At 66.1% G+C, this 22,781-nt stretch carries 22 protein-coding genes; 7 read left to right on the forward strand and 15 right to left on the reverse strand.

All coding sequences use genetic code 11. The features are described from left to right. Positions 1 to 25 precede the first annotated feature (25 nt). Entirely contained in the window at positions 26 to 559 is a 534-nt protein-coding gene (thpR, locus tag IP92_RS10775) for an RNA 2',3'-cyclic phosphodiesterase (RefSeq protein WP_145874534.1), read from the forward strand. A gap of 157 nt (positions 560 to 716) precedes the next feature. On the opposite strand, the gene tcdA is transcribed toward thpR, so the two are convergent. Further along, positions 717 to 1,556 (reverse strand): tRNA cyclic N6-threonylcarbamoyladenosine(37) synthase TcdA, encoded by an 840-nt coding sequence (gene tcdA / locus IP92_RS10780; protein ID WP_145874535.1) that lies wholly within the window; start codon positions 1,554 to 1,556, stop codon positions 717 to 719. Between the two features lie 70 nt (positions 1,557 to 1,626). Between tcdA and pdxH the strand changes: the two genes are divergently transcribed. Continuing rightward, entirely contained in the window at positions 1,627 to 2,844 is a 1,218-nt protein-coding gene (gene pdxH / locus IP92_RS10785; RefSeq protein ID WP_145874536.1) for a pyridoxamine 5'-phosphate oxidase, read from the forward strand. Positions 2,845 to 2,914: 70 nt separating this feature from the next. Continuing rightward, positions 2,915 to 4,135 (forward strand): class I SAM-dependent methyltransferase, encoded by a 1,221-nt coding sequence (locus IP92_RS10790; protein ID WP_145874537.1) that lies wholly within the window; start codon positions 2,915 to 2,917, stop codon positions 4,133 to 4,135. Between the two features lie 171 nt (positions 4,136 to 4,306). On the opposite strand, the gene msrA is transcribed toward IP92_RS10790, so the two are convergent. Together msrA and nhaA are read right to left on the reverse strand one after the other, a co-directional pair. Further along, the gene (gene msrA / locus IP92_RS10795; protein WP_145874538.1) at positions 4,307 to 4,837 is read right to left on the reverse strand and encodes a peptide-methionine (S)-S-oxide reductase MsrA; all 531 of its coding nucleotides are present in this window, start codon (positions 4,835 to 4,837) and stop codon (positions 4,307 to 4,309) included. A 290-nt stretch (positions 4,838 to 5,127) separates the two neighbouring features. Next, on the reverse strand, positions 5,128 to 6,279 hold the full coding sequence (gene nhaA / locus IP92_RS10800) for a Na+/H+ antiporter NhaA (RefSeq protein ID WP_145874539.1): 1,152 nt from the start codon (positions 6,277 to 6,279) through the stop codon (positions 5,128 to 5,130). A 108-nt stretch (positions 6,280 to 6,387) separates the two neighbouring features. On the opposite strand from nhaA, the gene IP92_RS10805 reads away from it, so the two are divergent. Together IP92_RS10805 and IP92_RS10810 are read left to right on the forward strand one after the other, a co-directional pair. Next, positions 6,388 to 6,903, forward strand: coding sequence for a flavin reductase family protein (locus IP92_RS10805; RefSeq protein WP_145874540.1), 516 nt, complete (start codon positions 6,388 to 6,390; stop codon positions 6,901 to 6,903). Positions 6,904 to 6,992: 89 nt separating this feature from the next. Continuing rightward, positions 6,993 to 8,177 (forward strand): acyl-CoA dehydrogenase, encoded by a 1,185-nt coding sequence (locus IP92_RS10810; protein WP_145874541.1) that lies wholly within the window; start codon positions 6,993 to 6,995, stop codon positions 8,175 to 8,177. 77 nt (positions 8,178 to 8,254) lie between these two features. Here the strand turns inward: IP92_RS10810 and IP92_RS10815 are convergent, their stop codons facing one another. From IP92_RS10815 to IP92_RS10870, 12 genes are all read right to left on the reverse strand, one after another. After that, complete coding sequence (locus IP92_RS10815; protein ID WP_158206737.1) at positions 8,255 to 10,627, reverse strand: hybrid sensor histidine kinase/response regulator; 2,373 nt, start codon at positions 10,625 to 10,627, stop codon at positions 8,255 to 8,257. 121 nt (positions 10,628 to 10,748) lie between these two features. After that, positions 10,749 to 11,438 carry an OmpW/AlkL family protein gene (locus IP92_RS10820; protein ID WP_145874543.1) on the reverse strand — a complete coding sequence of 230 codons (690 nt, stop codon included), beginning with the start codon at positions 11,436 to 11,438 and terminating at the stop codon, positions 10,749 to 10,751. A gap of 23 nt (positions 11,439 to 11,461) precedes the next feature. Then, the gene (locus tag IP92_RS10825; protein ID WP_145874544.1) at positions 11,462 to 12,841 is read right to left on the reverse strand and encodes an SGNH/GDSL hydrolase family protein; all 1,380 of its coding nucleotides are present in this window, start codon (positions 12,839 to 12,841) and stop codon (positions 11,462 to 11,464) included. A gap of 402 nt (positions 12,842 to 13,243) precedes the next feature. After that, entirely contained in the window at positions 13,244 to 14,257 is a 1,014-nt protein-coding gene (locus IP92_RS10830; RefSeq protein ID WP_145874545.1) for an L-threonylcarbamoyladenylate synthase, read from the reverse strand. After that, on the reverse strand, positions 14,254 to 15,450 hold the full coding sequence (locus IP92_RS10835) for a 5-(carboxyamino)imidazole ribonucleotide synthase (RefSeq protein ID WP_145874546.1): 1,197 nt from the start codon (positions 15,448 to 15,450) through the stop codon (positions 14,254 to 14,256). Before IP92_RS10835 ends, IP92_RS10830 begins: the two co-directional genes overlap by 4 nt. Then, positions 15,443 to 15,946, reverse strand: coding sequence for a 5-(carboxyamino)imidazole ribonucleotide mutase (gene purE / locus IP92_RS10840; protein WP_145874547.1), 504 nt, complete (start codon positions 15,944 to 15,946; stop codon positions 15,443 to 15,445). The genes IP92_RS10835 and purE overlap by 8 nt, the downstream gene beginning before the upstream one ends. Before the next feature lie 3 nt (positions 15,947 to 15,949). Next, positions 15,950 to 16,846: a phosphoribosylaminoimidazolesuccinocarboxamide synthase gene (locus tag IP92_RS10845; protein WP_145874548.1), complete on the reverse strand. Its 897-nt coding sequence runs from the start codon at positions 16,844 to 16,846 to the stop codon at positions 15,950 to 15,952. Positions 16,847 to 16,941: 95 nt separating this feature from the next. Beyond that, positions 16,942 to 18,006, reverse strand: coding sequence for a class II fructose-bisphosphate aldolase (gene fba / locus IP92_RS10850; RefSeq protein ID WP_145874549.1), 1,065 nt, complete (start codon positions 18,004 to 18,006; stop codon positions 16,942 to 16,944). 72 nt (positions 18,007 to 18,078) lie between these two features. Beyond that, on the reverse strand, positions 18,079 to 19,527 hold the full coding sequence (gene pyk, locus IP92_RS10855) for a pyruvate kinase (protein ID WP_145874550.1): 1,449 nt from the start codon (positions 19,525 to 19,527) through the stop codon (positions 18,079 to 18,081). A gap of 67 nt (positions 19,528 to 19,594) precedes the next feature. After that, positions 19,595 to 20,809: a phosphoglycerate kinase gene (locus tag IP92_RS10860; protein WP_145874551.1), complete on the reverse strand. Its 1,215-nt coding sequence runs from the start codon at positions 20,807 to 20,809 to the stop codon at positions 19,595 to 19,597. Between the two features lie 69 nt (positions 20,810 to 20,878). Beyond that, on the reverse strand, positions 20,879 to 21,208 hold the full coding sequence (locus tag IP92_RS10865; protein WP_145874552.1) for an AzlD domain-containing protein: 330 nt from the start codon (positions 21,206 to 21,208) through the stop codon (positions 20,879 to 20,881). Beyond that, on the reverse strand, positions 21,201 to 21,962 hold the full coding sequence (locus tag IP92_RS10870; RefSeq protein ID WP_145874553.1) for an AzlC family ABC transporter permease: 762 nt from the start codon (positions 21,960 to 21,962) through the stop codon (positions 21,201 to 21,203). The genes IP92_RS10865 and IP92_RS10870 overlap by 8 nt, the downstream gene beginning before the upstream one ends. 179 nt (positions 21,963 to 22,141) lie before the next feature. Between IP92_RS10870 and IP92_RS10875 the strand changes: the two genes are divergently transcribed. Both IP92_RS10875 and IP92_RS10880 read left to right on the forward strand, forming a co-directional pair. Beyond that, positions 22,142 to 22,333: a zinc-finger domain-containing protein gene (locus IP92_RS10875; RefSeq protein WP_145874554.1), complete on the forward strand. Its 192-nt coding sequence runs from the start codon at positions 22,142 to 22,144 to the stop codon at positions 22,331 to 22,333. Between the two features lie 25 nt (positions 22,334 to 22,358). After that, positions 22,359 to 22,778, forward strand: a complete 420-nt coding sequence (locus IP92_RS10880) for a YybH family protein (RefSeq protein ID WP_145874555.1) — start codon at positions 22,359 to 22,361, stop codon at positions 22,776 to 22,778. The last annotated feature ends 3 nt before the right edge of the window (positions 22,779 to 22,781 follow it).

Here is a 22,781-nt window from a genome sequence, read left to right on the forward strand (position 1 = left end):
GTACTGGTGTTTTTGAGGCGGCATCATGATAGCAAATCAACCGGACCGGACGCCCGAAAGCGCGGTGACAGGCACTGCGACCCGCAAGCTGTTCTTTGCATTGTGGCCTGGCGATGCCGAGCGCGCGGCGCTGGCCGCGCTGCAGGCCGATGTGAAAGGCCGCCTGACGCCGCCGGCGAAACTGCACCTGACGCTCGCCTTCCTGGGGCACCTGCCGGCCGCCGGCGTGCCGGCGCTGCTGGACATCCGTGCCGCGCTGGCCGTGCCGCCTGTGCGGCTCGTCTTCGATTGCTACGGTTATTTCGCCCGGCCGCGCATCGCGTGGGCCGGCATGACGCAGGTGCCGGCCGAGCTGGTGGCGCTGCACGACGACCTGGTGCGCCGGCTCGGCGCGGCCGGCTTTTCGGCCGCCACGCATGGCTCGTTCAAGCCGCACGTGACCTTGGCGCGCGAGGCGAAGGAAGCACCGCCCGATGCGCCGCCAGCGCCCGTCGTGTGGAACGTGCGCGAAGCGGTGCTGGTCGAATCGCTGCCGGACGGGAGGTATGTGCCTTTCTAGCCAGCGTATGACAGCGCTTGTAAAAACCAAAGGCAGATGCGAAGGTCAGGAAGGAGCGATGGCTTGCAAGCCATCGCCGTTACGCTGGCGGCGAGCGGTGCTCGCCGAAACCCCCGCTCCACCCCGCCGGGTCTGACCCCAGGGTCTGCCGTTGGGTTCAAACGCCGTCATCGGCCCCTTGTGGATTAACCTCTTCCGCCAGCTTCTTCAGCACATGCCCCGCCGCGATCAGGCCGAACGTGGCCGTCACCACCATCGCCGAGCCGAAGCCGGCGCAGTTGATGCCCGTGAGCCCGGGCTTGGCCGGCGGCGCGTCGTCGGCATCGACTTCGCACACGTCGCCCGTGTCGGGGAACTTCAGCGGCTCCATCGAGAACACGGCGTCCACGTTCAACTTGTTCTTGCCGTTCGGCGGGTAGTTGTACTGGCTGCGCAGGCGCCGGCGCACCTTCTTCAACAGCGGCTCCTGCTCCGTCTTCGCCAGGTCGCGCACCTCGATCTTTGTCGGGTCGGTCTGGCCGCCCGCGCTGCCGATCGTGATCAGGCGCAGGCCGCGGCTGCGGCAGTAATGCACCAGTGCCGTCTTCGCCTTCGCGCTGTCGATCGCGTCGATCACGTAATCGTAGTCGTGGGCGCCGATCATCTCGTCGAGATTGTCCGGCGTGACGAAATCCTCGATCTCCGTCACCTTGCAATACGGGTTGATCTGGGCGATGCGCTGCGTCAGCGCCGTAACCTTCGCCATGCCGACCGTATCGGTCAGCGCCTGGATCTGGCGGTTGATGTTCGATTCGGCCACGTTGTCGAGGTCGATCAGCGTCAGCCGGCCGATCGCGCTGCGCGCCAGCGCCTCGACGACCCACGAGCCGACGCCGCCGACGCCGATCACGCAGACGTGCGCGGCGCGGAAGCGGGCCAGTGCCAGGTCGCCGTACAGCCGGGCGATGCCGCCGAAGCGGCGGTCGAAATCAATGTCGTGTTCTGCGATGTCGTTCATCCGCCCATTTTAACGGACGCGGCCCGAAGGATTATTCTACAATCGGCCGATCTGAACCAAGGATGCTGCCATGACCGACTCCCTGCTGTCCTCCGCGCCCGGCTTCGACCAGCCGATCGCCGTGCTGAAACACTGCCACGACAAGATCCGTAAACAGCTGTCCACGCTGCAGAAACTGCTGCAGCACCTGCCCGAGCATGGCGCCGACGCGGCAGCTCAGCAGGCGGCCCAGGCGGTGCAAAAATACTTCAACACGGCCGCCCACCTGCACCATGCGGACGAGGAGGTGGACCTGCTGCCGATGCTCGAATCGACTGCCGTCGGCGCCGATCTCGAGACGGTGCGCCGGCTGCGGCCGGAGATTCTGGCCCAGCACCAGCAGATGGATAGCGCTTGGCATATAATCAATTCGCAGCTGAACAAGATTGCCAACCGCAGCGACAGCGCACTGTCGCCGGACGACGTGGCGCGCTTCGTACAGATGTACAGCGCGCACATGGAGATCGAGGAAGGCCACATTGCGCCGATGGCCAAGCGGCTGTTCAGCCCGACCCAGATGCAGGTGCTGGGCGAAGCGATGCAGCGCCGCCGCGGCATCGCCCCGGCAAGTTCGGCGCTGGATGGCGCTGCGCCCCCCGCCGTCGCGGGCGGCATTGCGCTGGCCGACCTGCGCATGGATTACGGCCGCGCCAGCCTGTCGGAGGAAGACACGCTGGACAGTCCCGTCGCCCAGTTCGCCAAGTGGTTCGACGAGGCGATGAAGGCGCAGGTGAACGAGCCGAACGCGATGAGCGTTGCCACCGTCGGCCAGGACGGCCGGCCATCGTCGCGCATCGTGCTGATCAAGCAGTTCGATCAGCGCGGCTTCACGTGGTACACCAATTACCAGAGCCAGAAAGGCCACCAACTCGCCGAAAACCCGCATGCCGCCCTGCTGTTCTTCTGGCCGGAGCTGGAGCGCCAGGTACGCATCGAGGGACGAGTGGAACAAACATCGGCCGCGGAAAGCGACACGTACTTCTACAGTCGCCCCGTGAAGAGCCAGCTGGCGGCGATCGCCTCGTCACAGAGCGCGCCGATCGGCAGCCGGGCCGACATGGAAGCGAACTATGCTGCGGTGGAAGCGTCCAGTGGCGCCAAGCCGCAACGGCCGGCGCACTGGGGCGGCTATCGCCTCGTGCCCGAGCGTGTGGAGTTCTGGCAGGGACGCGCTTCGCGCTTCCATGACCGGATCGTGTATGCGCTGCAGGCGGATGGGAGCTGGGCGAAGCTGAGAATCCAGCCATAGGGGGAGAGCCGCCGGGCAGCAGTCGACTCGAAGTAGCTTTTATTTCGTGTAGTACTGACCGGAGGCTATCTTGTTTGTACAAAATCGACTCACCGCCTGGGTGGAAGGCGTCACCAGCCAGATCAAGCTGCCACTGCGGTTGGAATTGTGGAACGGGCAGAAGATCGACTTTTCCAATGACGCGCCGCGCGTGACGATCCGCCTTCCCCAGGCGTCGGCCGCGCGTTATCTGCTGACGCCCTCCCTGTCGAACCTCGGCACCGCGTACGTCGAGGGCGACATCGAAGTGAAGGGCGCCGCGCACGACATGATCAACATCGTCAATGCGCTGGCGAAAAGCACGCTGAAGGCGGACGGCAGGCTGGCCCGCATCGTGCGCACGTTCACGCACGACCGCAAGAAGGACGCGGAGGCGATCCGCTACCACTACGACGTCTCCAACGAGTTCTACCAGCAGTTCCTCGACCCGAACATGGTGTACTCCTGCGCCTATTTCGAGCGCGGCGACGAGGACCTGGAAACGGCCCAGCTGAAGAAGATCGACCACATCCTCACGAAGATCCGCGTGCAGCCGGGCCAGACCTTGCTCGACATCGGTTGCGGCTGGGGTGCGCTGGCGATCCGCGCGGCGAGCAAGTATGGCGCCCGCGTCGTCGGCATCACGCTGTCGGAAAACCAGCACGCGCTGGCGACCGAGCGCGTCAAGGCGGCAGGGCTGGCCGACCGCATCGAGATCCGGCTGCAGGACTACCGCGACGTGCGCGGCACATTCGACCGCATCACCAGCGTCGGCATGTTCGAGCACGTGGGCCTGAAGCACCTGCCGGAGTACTTCGGCATCATCAACCGGCTGCTGGCCGAAGACGGCGTGGCGATGAACCACGGGATCACGTCGACGGACCCGGACAACGGCGAGACCCCGTACGGCGGCGGCGAATTCATCGAGAAATACGTGTTCCCGCACGGCGAGCTGGCGCACATCGGCGCGGTGCTGAAGGCGATGCAGCAAGGCGGCCTGGAAGCTTACGACGTGGAAAACCTGCGCCGCCACTATGCCCGCACGACGGCGATCTGGACGGACAACATCGAGTCGAAGGCGGACAAGGCCAAGGAGCTGGCCGGCGAGAAGCGCTTCCGGATCTGGCACGTGTACCTGGCCGGCTGCTCGTATGCGTTCGACCAGGACTGGATCAGCCTGTACCAGATCGTGTGCGGGAAGGCGGGGCGGCACCCGCGCGGGCTGCCGTGGTCGCGGGACTATATGTACGAGGGTCAGACCCGCCGGGTCTGACCCTAGACTTTGTATCTTGGGTTTGTCCTGGTCTGCCACGGCTCATGCCAACCCCAAAAAACCTTGGGTCAGACCCGCCGGGGCTGAGCAGGGATTTCAGGGAGCAACGCTCCCTGCCGGCTCAGCGGTACCGGCATGCAGGTCGGTACTCCTTCCTGACCCTGCCGCGCTTCACTTCAGCCGCTGCGCATGCATCTTGCGGAACTTCGCCACCTTCGGGCCGACGACGAACGCGCAGTACCCCTGCAGCGGGTGCTGCGCGAAGTAGTTCTGGTGGTAGTCCTCGGCCTTGTAGTACGGCTGCGCCGGCGCGATCTCGGTGACGATCGGCGCATCCCACACGTGCGCCATCTCGGCCATTACCTGGCGCGCCGTCGCCTCCTGCTCCGGCGACTGGTAATAGATGACGGAGCGGTACTGCGTGCCGACGTCGTTGCCCTGCCGGTTCAGCGTCGTCGGGTCGTGGATCGTGAAGAAGATCTCGAGGATGTCGCGGTAGCTGATCACGTCGGGATCGAACTCGAGCCGCACCACTTCCGCGTGCCCGGTCGTGCCGGCGCACACCTGCTCGTACGTCGGGTCCGGCTGCTGGCCGCCCGTATAGCCCGACTCCACCTTCGTCACACCCTTCACTTCGAGGTACACAGCCTCCGTGCACCAGAAACACCCGCCGCCCAGCACGGCGATCTCGGTCTGCGCCATTTGATCCTCGCTGTCATTGTCTGATGCCTACTGTAACGCAAACGGCAAAACGCCGTCGTCCACCGGCAATGTTTCCAAATTCGAGGGACTGTCCCTCATTTTTGGAAATATTTCCGAAAACGAGGGACAGTCCCCAAATTTCAAGCAACACTTTTGTTGCGAAAAACCCGCGTTTTCGTGGCCAGCAGGCGCTCCAGCCGGCGAAACGGGAGAAAGTGTGGCGTGCGCCGCACAGGGGACTGTCCCTCGATTCAGGAAATATTTCCAAGATCGAGGGACAGTCCCTGCCGTTAGTGTGGTGCGCGTGGTACCGCGCGGAGCCACAGGAAGCCGGCCAGGCCGGCGAGCACCGAGGCGGCGAGGATCGCGATCTTCGATGCGTCGATCGCGGCGGCCTGGCCGGGGAATGCCAGGTTCGTGATGAAGATCGACATCGTGAAGCCGATCCCGCCCAGCATGCCGGCGCCCAGCACGTGGCGCCAGCCCAGGTCTTGCGGCAGCCGGCACAGCCCCAGCGCGACGGCGGCGAACGACAGCAGCACGATGCCGACGGGCTTGCCCAGCACGAGGCCGGCGATGATGCCCACGCTGTTCGGCGCCAGCAGGTTCTGCTGCCAGCCGGTGGCGATGACGACACCCGTATTGGCCAGCGCGAAAATCGGCAGGATCGCGAACGCGACCGGGTAATGCAGCATGTGCTCGAGCCGGTGCGATGGCGACGCGGTGTCCTCGTCGCGCGCCGAGTACGGAATCGCGAACGCGAGCAGCACGCCGGCGATCGTCGCGTGCACGCCCGATTTGAGCATCAGGAACCACATCAGCGCCCCGCCCAGCAGGTAAGGCCACAGCGCCATGATGCGCAGCTTCCGGTTGCACAGCACGAGCAGCGCGAACACCGCCAGTGCGCCCAGCAGGTAAGGCAGCGACACGTGGGCCGTGTAGAAGACGGCGATGACGATGATCGCCCCCAGGTCGTCCATCACGGCCAGCGCCGTGAGGAAGATCTTCAGGCTGGCCGGCACGCGGCTGCCCAGCAGCGCCAGCACGCCAAGCGCGAACGCGATGTCGGTCGCCATCGGAATGCCCGCCCCGCCCTGCGTCGGCGTGCCGTAGTTGAACGCTGCGTGGATCGCCGCCGGCACGACGATGCCGCCGGCGGCCGCGCAGATCGGCAGCAGCGCATTGCGCCAGTCCGACAGCTCGCCGCTGTACAGCTCCCGCTCCAGTTCCAGGCCGACGAACAGGAAGAAGATCGCCATCAGCAGGTCGTTGACCCACAGCTCCACCGTCAGCCCCGCCACCTCGCGCTGCCAGAAGCCCAGCCATGCCGGGCCGAACGCGGAATTGGCCAGCAGCAGCGACACGATCGTGCATACGATCAGCACGATGCCGCCGGATTTTTCGGACTCGAAGAAGCGGGTGAAGGTGCGGGACAGATTCATCGTGTGTCGCTTGGCATGGTTGAGGTCCCAGTACTATACAGCCACGGATTATTCACACAACAATTTGCCGATGGGAGCGGCGCCACAAATCTTTGGCATAATGCCTCCATGAATACCAGCTTCCCCCGCGCCGCCTCGCCCGCCTTCGACAGCGTGCATTTCCGGCAGGCGCTGTCGCAATTCGCCACCGGCGTCACCGTCATCACCACCCGGCTGGCGGACGGCACCTATCGCGGCCTCACGGCCAGCTCGTTCAATTCCGTGTCGCTGGACCCGCCGCTGGTGCTGTGGAGCCTGAAGTCGCAGGCGTCGTCGATGCCTATCTTTTCCGGCAACTCGCACTACGTCATCAATATCCTGGCGGCGGACCAGGCCCACCTCGCAAAGCTGTTCTCGACGCGCACGGAGGATCCGTTCGGCCAGGTCGAGTTCGAGCTGTCGCGCACCGGCCTTCCCGTGCTGAAGGGCTGCACGGCGTGGTTCGAGTGCCATAACCGCAGCCGCTATCCGGAAGGCGATCACGTGATCTTCGTCGGCGAGGTCGAGCACTGCGAATTCAACCCGCGCGAGCCGCTCGTGTTCCATGGCGGCCGGCTGGGCGGGCTGCACGCGCCGGTCGTGTAAAAAGCGCAAATCGGTGTCGCCATTTGAAAAGCCGCGCCAGGCGGGCGGCTTTAGAATCGCTTCGGTACACAACAACCAGAGAGACATCGATGAGCCAGACCCGCGCCCAATTCCACTGGGATGATCCGCTGCTGCTGAACGCGCAGCTGACCGACGACGAGCGCATGGTGCGCGACGCCGCCGCCGCGTACTGCCAGGACAAGCTGGCACCCCGCATCCTGGAGGCGTTCCGCCACGAGCGGATGGACACGTCGATCTTCCGCGAGATGGGCGAACTGGGCCTGCTGGGCCCGACGATCCCGGAACAATACGGCGGCCCCGGCCTGAACTACGTGTCGTACGGCCTGATCGCCCGCGAAGTCGAGCGCATCGATTCCGGCTACCGCTCGATGATGAGCGTGCAGTCGTCGCTCGTGATGGTGCCCATCTACGAATTCGGCACCGAAGCGCAGCGCCAGAAATACCTGCCGAAGCTGGCCACCGGCGAATGGATCGGCTGCTTCGGCCTGACGGAACCGAACCATGGTTCCGACCCGGCCTCGATGATCACGCGCGCCAAGAAGGTCGCCGGCGGCTACGCGCTGACGGGCTCGAAAATGTGGATCACCAATTCGCCCGTGGCCGACGTGTTCGTCGTCTGGGCCAAGGACGACGAAGGCGCGATCCGCGGCTTCATCCTCGAGAAGGGCATGACGGGCCTGTCCGCCCCGGCCATCCACGGCAAGTTCGGCCTGCGCGCCTCCGTCACCGGCGAGATCGTGATGGACAACGTGTTCTGCCCCGAGGAGAACGCGTTCCCGGACGTACGCGGCCTGAAGGGCCCGTTCACGTGCCTGAACTCGGCCCGCTACGGCATCGCCTGGGGCGCGCTGGGCGCGGCCGAGAGCTGCTGGCACACGGCGCGCCAGTACGTGTTGGACCGCAAGCAGTTCGGCAAGCCGCTGGCGGCGAACCAGCTGGTGCAGAAGAAGCTGGCGGACATGCAGACGGACATCACGCTGGGCCTGCAGGGCTGCCTGCGGCTGGGTCGCATGAAGGACGACGGCACGGCCGCCGTCGAGATCACATCGATGATGAAGCGGAACTCGTGCGGCAAGGCGCTCGACATCGCCCGCGTCGCCCGCGACATGCTGGGTGGGAACGGCATCTCCGACGAATTCGGCGTCATCCGCCACATGGTGAACCTGGAAGTCGTCAACACCTACGAAGGCACGCACGACATCCATGCGCTGATCCTGGGCCGCGCCCAAACGGGGATCCAGGCATTCCAATAGCGAGGCAGGGGTTTCGCGGAGCACTGCTCCGCGCCTGCCGAGCGGCCCGGCCATGCAGGGCCGGGCCCTGCCCAGCCCTACCCCGTCAACCGCGCCAGAATCCCCTGCAGCGCCCTGGCCTGCACCGGCTTGACGAGGTGCTCGTCGAAGCCCGCCTCCAGTGCACGCGCCCGGTCCTGCGGCGTGCCGTATCCCGTCACCGCGACGATGCAGGCGCGCGCCGTTTCAGGCAGCTTGCGCAGGCGCCGCACCAGTTCATAGCCGTCCATGCCCGGCAAACCGATGTCGACGAACAGCAGCGCCGGCGGGCTGGCCACCACGCCGTCCAGCGCTGCCTGCGCGTCGCTGCATACCGCCACCGAGTGACCGGCCGATTCCAGCAGCAGCGCCAGCATCTGCGCCGCATCCGCATTGTCGTCGACGATCATCAGATGACGCCGCAGGGCGCCGCCCGCCGGCTCGGGCAACGCGTGGCTGGTCGCGACGCTGGCCGGTCGCTCGATGCGCGGCAGCCGGACCGTGAAGCGGCTCCCCTGCCCCACCCCGGCGCTTTCCGCGCTGATGCCGCCCCCTTGCAGCTCGACGAGGCTTTTCGCCAGCGCGAGGCCTAGTCCCAGCCCGCCCTGCGAGCGGTCCGGCGAGCGCTCGGCCTGCGTGAACAGGTCGAACACGTGCGGCAGCAGCGCGGCGGAGATGCCGATGCCGTTGTCCTCGACGCTGGCGTACACCGTGTCCGCATCCGCGGTCACCCGCACCGCGACGATGCCGCCTTCCGGCGTGTAGCGCGCCGCATTGTTCAGCAGGTTCGACACCACCTGGATCAGCCGCGTGCGGTCGCCGTCGACCCATGCGGGGGGCTCGAGCAGCTCGACCGTCACGCGGTGGTGCTTGGCCTGCATCAGCGTCGCGGCCTGCTCGACGGCTTCGGCGACGATCGCATTGAAGTCGAGCGTTTCGCGCCGCAGTGTGACGAGACCGCGCGTCACGCGCGACACGTCCAGCAGGTCGTCGACGAGCTTCGTCATGTGCTCGACCTGGCGCGTGATGACGGCGCTCGTCTTCTTCACGCGCTCGGGGTCCGCACCGGCCACGCGCAGCAGGTCGGCGGCGGTGGCGATCGGCGCCAGCGGGTTGCGCAGCTCGTGCGCCAGCATCGCCAGGAATTCGTCCTTGCGCGTATTGGCTTCCTGCAGCTCCTGCTGCGCGCGCTCGATCGGCGTCACGTCCGTATTGGTGCCGAACCAGCGCACGATGCGTCCCAGGGCGTCGCGCAGCGGTGCCGCCACCAGCAGGAAGTTGCGGTACTCGCCGGTGGCCGAACGCATGCGCGCGCGGGCCTCGTACGGCTGGCCCGTCTGCACCGCGTCGTACCACGTCGCCAGCAGCTGCAGCAGGTCCTCGGGGTGCAGGAAGCTGGTCCAGCCGCCATCGAGCTCCTCGCCGGGCGTGGCGCCGGTGAACTGGAACCAGCGGTCGTTGACCCAGAAGATCACGCCATCCGGGTCGGCCATCCACGCCAGCTGGGGCATCGTGTTGGCCAGCTGGCGCATGCCCTCCTCGCTTTCGCGCATTGCCCGCGCGGCCAATACCGCATCGGTAACGTCGCTGCCCTCGACGAAGATGCCGGAGACGGCGCCGCGGTGGTCGCGCGTGGGCTGGAAGATGAAGCTGACGAAGCGCTGTTCCAGCGATGCGTCGCCGCCGCGCCGCAGCAGCACCGGCATCTCGTAGCCCACGTGCGGTTCGCCGCCGCGGTAGGCCTCGTCCAGCAGTGCGAGAAAGCCCTGGTCGCGCACTTCCGGCAGCACCTCGGCGACGGCGCGGCCAACGACGTCCTCGCGGCCGATCAGCCGCAGGTAGGCATCGTTGGCGATCTCGAACACGTGCTGCGGGCCGCGCAGCACGGCGAGGATGCCGGGAGCCTGCTGGAACAGGCCGCGCATCCGTTCGATCTCCTCGGCGCGGTGGCGCGTCGCCAGCACTTGTTCCGTCGTCTCCGTCACGGCGCAGAACATGCCGGCCACGTGGCCGTCCTCGTCGCGCACCGGCGAATACGAGAACGTGAACCAGGTCTGCTCCTCGTAGCCCTTGCGCTGCATCGTCAGCGGCAGGTTCTCGTGATAGGTGGCGCGGCCAGCCATCGCCTGCTCGATGATCGGCCAGATGTCCGGCCAGATCTCGGCCCACACGTCGCGGAACGGCCGCCCCAGCGCGCGCGGGTGCTTCTGGCCGAGGATCTCCGCATAGGAGTCGTTGTACAGGAACGTCAGCTCCGGCCCCCACGCGACGAACATCGGAAACTTCGAGCTGAGCATCAGGCCGACGGCGGTGCGCAGCGGCGCCGGCCATGTCTCGGGCGCGCCCAGCGGCGAATCCGACCAATCATGGGCGCACATCATCGCGCCGACGATGCCATCCTCGGTCAGGAACGCTAACGGTTTGCGGGGCATGCGATGCCACCTCCAGGTTGCCACGGTAGCCGCAGAGTATAACGAAGGCGGCCCGCGCATGGCGCCGCTGTCCAAAACAAAAAAGCCGGCACGCGGCCGGCTTTCGCATGGTGCGGCGAGACTAGAACTTGAATGCGACGCCCACGTTGATCGCCACCGGGTCGAGCCGGATGGGCTGGGTCTGGCCGGTGGAGTAGGTGGCCGTCGTCTTCAGCTTCGTCTTGACGACGCCGCCGTCGATCGACCAGCGCTCGTTCAGCTTGAAGTTCGCGCCCAGCTGCACGCTCGCCGCCCATTTCGCCTCCAGCGAGAACGTCGATGCGGGACCGCCCGTGTTCAGCACGGAAGTGAGCTGCGCCGAGCCGCGCTCGCGGCGGAAGTACGCATATGTGACGCCCAGGCCCACGTAGGGCCGGAACACGGCCTCGGGGCGGAAGAAGCGGTACTGCGCGAACAGCGTGGGCGGCAGCACGTCCGCCGTGCCCAGTTCGCCCGTGCCCTGGATCGAGCCGGCGCCGAAGAGCTTGTGCCGGTACGGCGTGCCCAGCGCCAGGTCGGCCACGATATTGTCGGTGACGAAGTAGGCCACGTTCAGGATCGGCTTCGTGTCAGGACCGACGTCCGCCTTGGTTCCCGGCAGCGCCGGCGCCGAGACATCGCCGCTCTCCACCTTCGGCGTGATCTTGTTGACGCCGACCTTCACGGTCCAGTCGCCCTTGCCCTGCGCCGCGGCAGTCGTTGCCGCACCGAGTCCGATGCCCAGCGCGGCGGCCAGCGCCAGCTTGCCCGCCATATTGACGTTGTTCTTCATGTGTTCTCCTTGTCCGTGTGCGCTTACAGCCAGCCCTTGGTCACCAGCGCCTTCGACACATAGCGTGCCAGCAGCAGGTTGTTGAACGGCGACGGATGGACGTCGTCCGCGTACGAGTAGTGGCTGACGTCGCCGGACTTCAGGCTCGCGGCCGTGCAGCCGAGCGCACTGCCCAGCGGGTTCTTCGGCGACGTCAGGTCACACGCCGGCTCGGTCACGTTCGTCAGGCCATATGGGCCGGGATTGGTCGCCTGGTCGTGGCTGACGGCGTACACGTCGACGATCACCACCTTGCTTTCCGAGGACAGGCTGGACGTCAGCTGCGCATTGAAGCCCTGCACCATCTTGTCGATCAGCGCGCGCGTATTGGCATCCTTCGACAGGCCGGCCGGCGTGTTCGCCACGTCCGGCAGGTTGTTGACGACGACGTAGTTGGCACCGTTGCCGAGGATTTGCGTCTTCACGAGGGCGGCCAGTTCGGCGCCGGCAGTCGTCAGCGCGGCCACCATCGCCGGCGCTTGCGCCGCGGCGTAGTCCGCACCCGCTTTCTGGCCCGCGGTGGTGGCGGCCGTTTGCGCCGTCGTCACCATCGGGCCGTACACGGCCGCCGACGCGGCGGCGACGTTGCCGGCCTGGACTGCCGCGGTGACGGCTGCCTGAACGATCGATGCATCCGTGCTGCCGCTGCGTGCGCTCTCGGTGGCGATGGCCAGGCCGATCGCCTGCGCCGCCGTGGCGGGATTGGTCGCGCCGCCCGCCAGCTGCGTGGCGAGGCTGGTGGCGAATGCCGTCTTGCCCGCCGTCGTGCCGGCTGCCGTCGCACCGGCCTGCAATTGCGCGAGGTTGACGAGCACGTCGTTACCGCCGGCCATCACGAACACGATCTCGTCGCCCTTGAACTTGCCGCCCGTCTTCGCCAGGTGGTTCTTCACCTGCGTGACGACGGGCACCGTCAGCGCGCCCAGCGCACTGCCCGTCAGGCGGTGGCCGGCGCCGACAGGATTCGTCACGCGTGCGCCGCCCTGGGCATAGCCATAGCAGTTCGGGAAGTTGGTGACGGGGACCGAGAAGCCTTTCGACGCGTCGCCTTCCAGCCCCGTCTGCGCGGGGCATGGTGCCGGCAGGTTGAACTGCGCGGCCATCAGCTCCGTCCAGTTCTTGCCGGTGAGCGCCGCATTCGTCGCCGTGTTGTCGCCGTTGATCGTGAACTTGCCGCCGCCAAGCGCCTTGACCGTGCCGACGTTGTAGCTGCCGACGTCGGAGAGGCTGTCGCCGAAGCTGACCTGCGAAGCGAACTGGACCTTGTTGACCTGGGCCCCGCCCTGCGGGCTGCCGCTGCCGCCGCCGCACGCGGCAAGGACGGCGCCGGCCATCACGGCCAGCGCGAGTTTGGTGTAGTGCATTGCGTCTCCTGTGTAATGTTCTCGTTCGTTCCGAACGGACGTGCTTATTGCCGTGCGACTAATATGCCAGCGTTATTCCTGTGAGCACAAGGGAAATTTGGCAAAAACAACACGCTGCGGCGCAGCACGAGCTGAGCTGGAGATATGGATGAGCCTGTGTCTCTTTAGTGCCAGGCACCAGAGACACGAGCTGAACTGGACTCGTGGATGAGCCTGTGTCTCTTTAGTGCCAGGCACCAGAGACACGAGCTGAGCTGGAGATATGGATGAGCCTGTGCCCCGTGGGACCACGGTCCCACTGCCAGGCACCAGAGACACGAGCTGAGCTGGACACGTGGATGAGCCTGTGTCCGCCGGGGCAGTGCCCCGGCTGCCCGGCACCAGGGGACACCAGCTCTGCAGTCAGGATTGCAGGAAGCGGTCGATCACGCCAGCAGAGCCGAACGCGGCGCGGCGCAGGCGGTCGTTGATGCCCAGCCAGCTGTCGTCCTGCGGCGGGGTTTCGACGAGGATCAACTCGACGTCGGCACGGTCCATCGCGCGCAGCGCGGCGTACAGGCCGTAGGCATAGCCGGCCGGGTCGGCGGGCAAGGGATGGTGGGCCGCGGCTTGCGTCAGCAGCGGCGAGTAGTGGATCAGCGCGACGCGGCGGCCGCGCGCTGCCAGCGTCGTCACCAGGCCCGCCAGGCGGGCCGTATCGGCCAGCGCCACCGGTGCCTTCGGCGCGTAATGCGATTCCAGCGTGCCCGATGCACGCGGCGCCGCTTGGTCCGGTGCGGCGGGCAGCGCGCCGATCACGGCGGCGATCTGCGCGGCCGTGATGTGGCCGGGGCGCAGCAGCACGGGGCCATGCGTGGCCAGGCGGGACAGGTCGACGATCGTCGATTCGATGCCCACGTCGCTGGACCCGCCTTCCAGCACGGTCATCGCATCCGGCCCGAATTCGTCCAGCACGTGCTGCGCCGTCGTCGGGCTGACGTTGCCGAACTTGTTGGCGGACGGCGCGGCGACGCCGCCCTTGCCGCCCTTGAACGCGGACAGCAGCGCCTGCGCGACCGGATGCGACGGGCAGCGGATGCCCACCGTGTCCTGCCCGCCGGACACGGCATCGGGGATGTGGGCGTTACGCTTGACGATCATCGTCAGCGGGCCGGGCCAGAACGCCTGCGCCAGCTGGCGCGCTTCGTCCGGCACGTCCGCGGCCCAGTAATCGAGGTCGGCGCCGGGCGCCACGTGCACGATCACCGGGTGGTCCTGCGGCCGGCCCTTGGCGGCGTAGATCTTCGCCACCGCGGCCGGGTTCTCCGCATCCGCACCGAGGCCGTAGACGGTCTCGGTGGGGAATGCCACGAGCTCGCCCGCTTCCAGCTGCGCGGCGGCGTCGAGGATCGCTTGCGATGCTGTGGTAAGACTCACTGCGGAATTCCCAGGATACGGCAGGCGGCCTGCAACTGCGCCTGCGCTTCTTCAAGCGTGGGCGCGACGAACGTCACGTGGCCCATCTTGCGGCCACGGCGCGGATCGTCCTTGCCGTACAGGTGCAGGCACGCACCGGGCAGCGCGACGACCTGGTCCCACGCCGGCTCGGTGACGCTCTCGCCATCGAACCAGATGTCGCCCAGGATGTTCAGCATCACGGCCGGCGAATGCTGGCGCACATCGCCCAGCGGCAGCCGCGCCATCGCGCGCACCTGCTGCGCGAACTGGCTCGTCACGCACGCGTCGATCGTGTAGTGGCCGCTGTTGTGCGGCCGCGGTGCCATTTCGTTGACGACCAGCGTGCCATCGGTCAGCACGAAGAACTCGATGCACAGCACACCGACATAGCCCAGCTCCGCGACGATCGCGCGTGCCGCATCCTGTGCCTTGGTCGCCGTAGCGGCGGACACGTTCGGGCCCGGCACGGTGGTCGTGAACAGGATGCCGTCGCGGTGGACGTTCTCGGCGATCGGGTAGACGACGGATTCGCCATCGGCCCCGCGTGCCGTCAGCACGGACACCTCGTATGCCAGCGGCAGCATCTTCTCGAGCAGGCACGTGACCTGCCCCATCGCGTCGAACGCGGCGCGAACCTCGTCACGCGTCTTCACGCGTACCTGGCCCTTACCGTCGTAACCCATGCGCACGGTCTTCAGGATGCCCGGCAGCAGGTCGTCGGCGATCGCGTCGACGTCCGCATGCGATGCAATGACCTTGTGCGGCGCCGGCATCACGCCGGACTTGCCAGCGCACGCCACGAAGAACGACTTCTCGGCGATACGGTCCTGCGCGACCGACACGCCATGGGCGTTAGGTGCGACGAACACGTACTGCGCGAGGCGCGACAGGCTGTCCGCCGGCACGTTCTCGAATTCGGTGGTGACGGCCACGCACTGCGCGGCCAGCGCATCGAGGCCGGCCGTGTCTTCATAGCCGGCGTTCACCAGGCGTTGCGCCACCTGGCCGGCGGGGCAATCGTCGGCCGGCTCCAGCACGGCTACGTGGTAGCCCATGCTCTGGGCGGCTTGCGCAAACATGCGGCCCAGCTGGCCGCCACCCATCACGCCGAGCCACGTCTGCGGGTCGGCCGATGGCAAGGCAGGGATTAAATGCGACTTCGTATCACTCATTGACAGGCAGGGTCATGGCTTGCGCGGCAGCGGTCTGCTGCGCGCGGAATGCATCCAGTTGCGACGCCAGCGCGTCGTCGGTGGTGGCGATAATGGCGATCGCAGTCAGCGCGGCATTCGCGGCACCCGCTTCGCCGATGGCGAACGTCGACACGGGCACGCCTTTCGGCATCTGCACGATCGACAGCAGCGAATCCTCGCCACGCAGGTACTTCGACGGCACGGGCACGCCCAGCACGGGCACGATGGTTTTCGCGGCCACCATGCCGGGCAGGTGCGCGGCACCGCCGGCGCCGGCGATGATCGCGCGCAGGCCGCGCGCGCGGGCCGTTTCGGCGTACTTGAACATCTCGTCCGGCATGCGGTGCGCGGAAATCACCTGCGCCTCGAACGGCACACCGAACTGCTTCAACATCGACACGGCATGCTGCATCACGTCCCAGTCCGACGACGAGCCCATGATCACGCCGACGAGCGGCTTGTTCTGTTCACTCATGCTTCAGACCTTCAGCTTCTCGCCCGTCAGGCGCTCGATCGCTTCGAAGTATTTCGCCTGCGTTTTCTCGATGACGTCAGCCGGCAGCGGTGGCGCCGGCGGCGTCTTCTGCCAGTCCTTCAGCGTTTCCAGGTAGTCGCGCACGAACTGCTTGTCGAACGACGGCGGCGACATGTCCGGCGCATACGAATCGGCCGGCCAGAAGCGCGACGAATCGGCCGTCAGCACTTCGTCCATCAGGTGCAGCACGCCGTTGTCGTCCAGGCCGAATTCGAACTTCGTGTCGGCGATGATGATGCCGCGCGTGGCCGCGTAGTCGGCAGCCGTCTTGTAAAGCTGGATGCTGATGTCGCGGATCTTGTTGGCCAGCTCGGAGCCGATGCGCTGCTCCATGTCGGCAAAGCTGATGTTCTCGTCGTGCTCGCCCAGGTCGGCTTTCGCGGCCGGCGTGAACAGCGGTTCCGGCAGCTTGTCCGCCTGGCGCAGGCCGGCCGGCAACTGGATGCCGCAGACGCTGCCCGTGGCCTGGTAATCCTTCCAGCCCGAACCGATGATGTAGCCGCGCACGACGGCTTCCACGAGGATCGGCTTCAGGCGCTTGGCCACGACGGCGCGGCCCTTCACCTGCTCCACTTCCTCGGGTGCCACGACGGACTCGGGCGAGACGCCGGTCAGGTGGTTCGGCACGATGTGGCCGAGCTTCTCGAACCAGAAGTCGGTCATCTGGTTCAGCACCATGCCCTTGCCCGGGATCGGCTCGTTCATCACGACGTCGAAGGCGGACAGGCGGTCGGTCGTGACGATCAGGATCTTGTCGTCGCCGACGGCGTAGTTGTCGCGAACCTTGCCGCGGCCGAGCAGTGGCAGGGAGGAAATAGTGGACTGGTAAAGGCTTTTCATAGAGGGACGAGTCTTGATAAAGCAAAAGCCGGCGGGGGGAAATCTTCCCGCCCGCCGGCCGAGTAGGCCGAGCCAAAGCTCGGAAATACGAGATTTTACTTCACAATTTGAGCCAGTTCACCGGCCTTGTAGCGTTCCGCCATCTTTTCCAGCGGAATCGGCTTGATCTTCGACGCCATGCCTTCGCAGCCGAACGACAGGTAACGGGCCTTGCAGATCTCCACCGCCGCCTCGCGCGCCGGCTTCAGGTAGTCGCGCGGGTCGAACTTGGACGGGTTCTGGAACAGGTATTTGCGGATCGCGGCCGTCATCGCCAGGCGGATGTCCGTGTCGATGTTGATCTTGCGAACGCCGTGGCGGATGCCTTCCTGGATTTCCTCGACGGGCACACCGTACGTTTCCTTCATGTCGCCGCCGAATTCGCGGATGATCGCCAGCAGGTCCTGCGGCACCGACGACGAACCGTGCATCACCAGGTGCGTGTTCGGAATGCGCGCGTGGATTTCCTTGATGCGGTCGATCGCCAGGATGTCGCCGGTGGGCTTGCGGGTGAACTTGTAGGCGCCGTGCGACGTGCCGATCGCGATCGCCAGTGCGTCGCACTGGGTTTGCGCGACGAAGTCGGCGGCCTGGTTCACGTCGGTCAGCAGCTGCTCGCGGGTCATCGTGCCGTCCGCGCCGTGGCCGTCTTCCTTGTCGCCCTTCATCGTTTCCAGCGAACCCAGCACGCCCAGTTCCGCTTCGACGGTCACGCCGATCGAGTGCGCGAACTTGACGACTTCACGCGACACCTGCACGTTGTACTCGTAGCTGGCGACGGATTTGCCGTCCGCTTCCAGCGAGCCGTCCATCATCACGGACGTGAAGCCGGAACGGATCGCGGCCATGCAGACGGCCGGCGACTGGCCGTGGTCCTGGTGCATCACGACGGGGATGTGCGGGTAGGCTTCGACAGCGGCGTCGATCAGGTGGCGCAGGAACGCCTCGCCCGCATACTTACGGGCGCCGGCCGAAGCCTGCATGATCACCGGGCTGTTGACGGCGTCGGCGGCGGCCATGATGGCCTGCACCTGTTCCAGGTTGTTGACGTTGAATGCCGGCAGGCCATAGCCGTGTTCGGCGGCATGGTCCAGCAGTTGACGCATGGATACGAGGGACATGGTAGTACTCCAATCAAATAAAAACCTGTGCGGCGCGCAGCCCGCTTGTGGCGGGCTGCGCGCCTGAAAACCTTAGCTCAGCTGCCCCACCTTGACGATCTTCAGCGCATTGGTGCCGCCGACCTTGCCCATCGGCTCGCCCCACGTGACGACGATCGTGTCGCCCTTCTTCACGATGCCTTGCTGGAGCAGCAGGTCCTCGACCTGCTTCAGCACCTGCGTGCTGTTGCCCTGCTGGACGAGGTAGTGGGCGCGCACGTTGCGGTACAGCGAAGCCTTGCGCTGCGTGGTGATGCTGGGGGTCAGCGCGAAAATCGGCGTGTCGATGTTGTGGCGGCTCATCCACAGCGGCGTGGAGCCGGACTCGGTCAGCGCCACGATCGCCTTCACCGGCAGGTGGTGCGCGGTGAACAGCGCGCCGTAGGCGATCGACTGGTCGATGCGCGTGAAGCGCACGTTCAGGAAGTCCGCATCGCGCTTGTTGTATTCGGATTGCTCGGCCTCGACGCAGACGGCGGCCATCATCTCGACGGTCTCGACCGGGTAGCGGCCCGACGCCGTTTCGGCGGACGTCATCACGGCATCGGTGCCGTCCAGCACGGCGTTGGCGACGTCCGACACTTCAGCGCGCGTCGGCACGGCATTGAAGATCATCGATTCCATCATCTGCGTGGCCGTGATGGCGATCTTGTTCGATTCGCGCGCCATGCGGATCATGCGCTTCTGCAGCGCCGGCACGGCGGCGTTGCCCACTTCCACGGCCAGGTCGCCGCGGGCGACCATGATGCCGTCGGAGGCGTTCAGGATTTCCTGCAGCGCCGGAATCGCTTCGGCGCGCTCGATCTTCGCGATCATCTGCGGCTTGTGGCCGTACGGCTCGCCGGCGATGTTCGCCAGCTGGCGCGCCATTTCCATGTCGGTGGCGCTTTTCGGGAACGAGATGGCCAGGTAGTCGGCCTGGAAGCTCATCGCCGTCTTGATGTCTTCCATGTCCTTCGCCGTCAGCGCCGGCGCCGTCAGGCCGCCGCCCTGGCGGTTGATGCCCTTGTTGTTCGACAGCTCGCCGCCGATCTTCACGGTCGTGAAGATTTCATGCTGGACGATGCGGTCCACGGTCAGCACGATCAGGCCATCGTTCAGCAGCAGCAGGTCGCCGGCACGCAGGTCGTTCGGCAGGTTCTTGTAGTCGAGGCCCACGCGCTCCTGGTTGCCCAGCTCGCCGTTCTCGCCCCACTTCGCATCGAGGATGAATTTGTCGCCGTTGGCCAGGTCGATCTTGCCGCCTTCGAACTTGCCGACGCGGATCTTCGGACCCTGCATGTCGGCCATGATTGCCACTTCCCGCCCGCACTCCGCCGCCGCCTGCCGCACGAGGTTGGCGCGGTCGATGTGATCCTGTGCCTTGCCATGCGAGAAGTTCAGCCGGATCACGTCCACGCCCGCCCGGATCATCCGGATCAGGACGTTGAGGTCGGTGGATGCGGGGCCGATGGTTGCGACGATTTTAGTGCCACGGGACATTGAGCATTCCTTGCAAAGTGACGTTCAAAGAGAAAAGCGCAGCGACGGTGCGCTGCGCTTCTTCGATTTACTGCTTCCCGCCCTGGGAGGCGCGAGAGACCAGCACTTCCACCGCCGGCAAGGTCTTGCCTTCCAGGAATTCGAGGAAGGCGCCGCCGCCGGTGGAGATATAACCAATTTTATCGGTAATGGCGTATTTTGCAATCGCCGCCAGCGTATCGCCGCCACCTGCGATCGAGAACGCCTTCGAGCCGGCGATCGCCATCGCGAGCGTCTTCGTGCCGTTGCCGAACTGGTCGAACTCGAACACGCCGACCGGGCCGTTCCACACGATCGTGCCGGCCGCGGCGATCTGGTCCGCCAGCTGCTTGGCCGTCTGCGGGCCGATGTCGAGGATCATGTCGTCGTCCGCCACGTCGGCCACGTCCTTGATCGTCGCGGCAGCCGTCGGCGAGAACTCTTTCGCGCAGACGACGTCGACGGGGATCGGCACCTGCGCGCCGCGCTTGGCCATCAGGTCGATGATGGCCTTGGCTTCCTCGACCAGATCCGGTTCGGCCAGCGACTTGCCGATCTTCAGGCCGGCGGCCAGCATGAACGTGTTGGCGATACCGCCGCCGACGATCAGGTTGTCGACCTTGTCGGCCAGCGACTTCAGGATGGACAGCTTGGTGGACACCTTCGAGCCGGCGACGATCGCCAGCAGCGGGCGGGCCGGCGCACCGAGCGCCTTGCCCAGCGCATCCAGTTCGGCGGCCAGCAGCGGGCCGGCCGCGGCGATCGGCGCGAACTTGGCAATGCCGTGCGTGGAAGCTTCCGCGCGGTGGGCGGTGCCGAACGCATCGTTGACGTACACGTCGCACAGCTTGGCCATCTTCTGCGCCAGCTCGTCGGCGTTTTTCTTTTCGCCCTTGTTGACGCGCACGTTCTCCAGCAGCACGACCTGGCCGTCCTGCAGGTTCTCGAGACCGGCACCGTCGACCCAGTTCTGCTTCAGTTCGACCGGCTGGCCCAGCAGTTCCGACAGGCGCGCGGCGACGGGCGCCAGGCTGTCTTCCTGCTTGAACTCGCCTTCGGTCGGGCGGCCCAGGTGGGACGTGACCATGACCTTGGCGCCGGCTTTCAGCGCGTCGCGGATCGCCGGGACGGAAGCGCGGATGCGCGTATCTTCGGTGATGTTGCCGGCATCATCTTGCGGCACGTTGAGGTCGGCGCGGATGAATACCCGCTTGCCTTGCAGCGCGTTTTGCGCGATCAGATCCTGGAGACGAATGAAGTGCATGGCTTCCAAAGGGGTCAGTGGTAGAAAGTGCATTATTTTACCGCATGCCCGGGGGTGCCATCGCGAAGATTAGAATAAATGCAACAGTCGCAAGGCCGTGAAGAACAGCATGCCGAACACGATCGTCTCCAGCATCCGGCGGCGCCACGCGAACCACGCAAACGACGCGATGCCGGCCAGCAGCTTGGCATTGCCCAGGTCCAGGTGGACGTGGCCGCCATCGAGCAGCAGGTCAGGGCCGATGATCGCGGCCAGCGCGCACGACGGTGCGTAGCGCAGCATTTCCTGCACCCGGCGCGGAATGACGACCTTGTGGCCGACGAGCCAGAAGCCGCTGCGCGTAATCGCCGTGGCGACGGCCAGCGCGATGATGACGAGCCAGATCTCGAGGTCAGACATGACCCGCCTTTCCTTTATTCTCTTTCAGCTTGCGCTTCTCGGCCAGCTTGTCGCCCGTTTCCTCGATCGCCATCGCCGTCAGCATGCCGACGACGACGCCGGCCAGCAGCCCCAGCTTGTACGGCAGGTCCGCGGCCAGCACGGACACGACGCCGGCAACCAGCACGCCCCACAGCGCCGGCCGGCTGTTCACCATCGGCACCAGCACGCAGATGATGGCCAGGGTGCCGGCAAAGCCCAGGCCCCACTCGGTGGGCACGACGTTGCCGAGGAAGACGCCGATCAGCGAGCCGATTTCCCACGCGGCCCAGTTCGGGTACAGCAAGCCCTTCAGGTAGGACAGCTTGCCCGGCGCCGGGGCCGGGTCGGGATAGCGCTGCAGGTACAGCGCAACGGAAATGTCGCCGGACACAAAACCGAGGCCCAGCCGTTTGTACCAGGGCAGCGAGCCGAAATGGGGTGCGAGCAGCGCGGAAAAGATCACGAAGCGCAGGTTGACGACGAGCGCCGTGGCGAACACGACCCACACGGGTGCGTTCGCGGCGATCAGCGGCAGCGAGGCCAGCTGCGCGGTGCCGGCGAACACCAGCAACGTCATGCCGAGGGCTTGCGGCAGCGTCAGGCCGGACTTGATCATCGCGACACCGACGACGACGCCCCACGCGCCGATGCCGAACAGCGTCGGCAAGCCCGTCTTGACGCCGTCGCGCCAGGCGGCTTCATCGTGGGCAGCAAAGTCTTGCGGGTCGCTCATGGGTTTCGTGTGGTGTCGTTGCCACACATTGAAAACTTCGCTGGCGGCCTGGGGGTCGATTACTTCGTCGATGCCTTCGTCGATAACATCGTACGTGAAGCGCGACATTGTACTGGCGATTATTGCATGCTGCCCGAATCCGTTAAAATCGTGCTTTTTGAACTGCGGAGCACCAGAAGATGACCCAAGCCACCACGCCAGTCGAACTCGAAGGTAAGGATCTGCCGGCATACTGCCCGAACCCGGCCATGCCGCTGTGGTCCTCGCACCCTCGCGTGTTCCTGGATTTCGGCAAGAACGGCGAAGCCAAGTGCCCTTACTGCGGCACCACCTATCGCGTCAAGCCGGGCACCGTCGTCGGTCATCACTGATCGCTCCCGTCAGCGCGGAGGCACGATGACGAAAAAGCAGCACATCGGCAGCCCCGCGGAGGTCGAAGCCGCCTTCTACGACGCCCTGAACCGCGCCGACATCGACGCGCTGATGGCGTTGTGGGCGGACGACGAGGAAATCGTCTGCGTCCACCCGAACGGCCCACGCCTGCTCGGCCACCGCGCCATCCGCGAATCGTGGCAGCTGATCCTGGAACCGGGCGGCCTGCACATCCTGCCTTCGCGGCTGCATGAGATGCACAACCTGATGGCTTCCGTGCATACTGTGGTCGAGGGCACCACCTCCGCGACGGGCGAACCGGCCCACCTGATCGCCACGAACGTCTACCTGAAGACGCCGAAGGGCTGGCGCATCGCCGTCCACCATGTATCGGTGGCGCCGGGCCCGGTGCCGCAGGATGGGCGGGGGCAGGTGTTGCATTAAGGG

This window comes from Pseudoduganella flava, from assembly GCF_007830495.1.
GTDB lineage: Bacteria > Pseudomonadota > Gammaproteobacteria > Burkholderiales > Burkholderiaceae_D > Rugamonas > Rugamonas flava.

Coding starts and splice junctions, on each gene's coding strand:
- purE (WP_145874547.1), bottom strand. CDS start 15,946: ATGAGTGAACAGAACAAGCCGCTCGTCGGCGTGATCATGGGCTCGTCG.
- IP92_RS10815 (WP_158206737.1), bottom strand. CDS start 10,627: ATGCCCCGCAAACCGTTAGCGTTCCTGACCGAGGATGGCATCGTCGGC.
- pyk (WP_145874550.1), bottom strand. CDS start 19,527: ATGTCCCGTGGCACTAAAATCGTCGCAACCATCGGCCCCGCATCCACC.
- IP92_RS10865 (WP_145874552.1), bottom strand. CDS start 21,208: ATGTCTGACCTCGAGATCTGGCTCGTCATCATCGCGCTGGCCGTCGCC.
- thpR (WP_145874534.1), top strand. CDS start 26: ATGATAGCAAATCAACCGGACCGGACGCCCGAAAGCGCGGTGACAGGC.
- IP92_RS10860 (WP_145874551.1), bottom strand. CDS start 20,809: ATGCACTTCATTCGTCTCCAGGATCTGATCGCGCAAAACGCGCTGCAA.
- IP92_RS10870 (WP_145874553.1), bottom strand. CDS start 21,962: ATGAGCGACCCGCAAGACTTTGCTGCCCACGATGAAGCCGCCTGGCGC.
- IP92_RS10810 (WP_145874541.1), top strand. CDS start 6,993: ATGAGCCAGACCCGCGCCCAATTCCACTGGGATGATCCGCTGCTGCTG.
- nhaA (WP_145874539.1), bottom strand. CDS start 6,279: ATGAATCTGTCCCGCACCTTCACCCGCTTCTTCGAGTCCGAAAAATCC.
- IP92_RS10805 (WP_145874540.1), top strand. CDS start 6,388: ATGAATACCAGCTTCCCCCGCGCCGCCTCGCCCGCCTTCGACAGCGTG.
- IP92_RS10880 (WP_145874555.1), top strand. CDS start 22,359: ATGACGAAAAAGCAGCACATCGGCAGCCCCGCGGAGGTCGAAGCCGCC.
- IP92_RS10835 (WP_145874546.1), bottom strand. CDS start 15,450: ATGAGTGATACGAAGTCGCATTTAATCCCTGCCTTGCCATCGGCCGAC.
- msrA (WP_145874538.1), bottom strand. CDS start 4,837: ATGGCGCAGACCGAGATCGCCGTGCTGGGCGGCGGGTGTTTCTGGTGC.
- tcdA (WP_145874535.1), bottom strand. CDS start 1,556: ATGAACGACATCGCAGAACACGACATTGATTTCGACCGCCGCTTCGGC.
- IP92_RS10875 (WP_145874554.1), top strand. CDS start 22,142: ATGACCCAAGCCACCACGCCAGTCGAACTCGAAGGTAAGGATCTGCCG.
- pdxH (WP_145874536.1), top strand. CDS start 1,627: ATGACCGACTCCCTGCTGTCCTCCGCGCCCGGCTTCGACCAGCCGATC.
- IP92_RS10845 (WP_145874548.1), bottom strand. CDS start 16,846: ATGAAAAGCCTTTACCAGTCCACTATTTCCTCCCTGCCACTGCTCGGC.
- IP92_RS10820 (WP_145874543.1), bottom strand. CDS start 11,438: ATGAAGAACAACGTCAATATGGCGGGCAAGCTGGCGCTGGCCGCCGCG.
- IP92_RS10825 (WP_145874544.1), bottom strand. CDS start 12,841: ATGCACTACACCAAACTCGCGCTGGCCGTGATGGCCGGCGCCGTCCTT.
- fba (WP_145874549.1), bottom strand. CDS start 18,006: ATGTCCCTCGTATCCATGCGTCAACTGCTGGACCATGCCGCCGAACAC.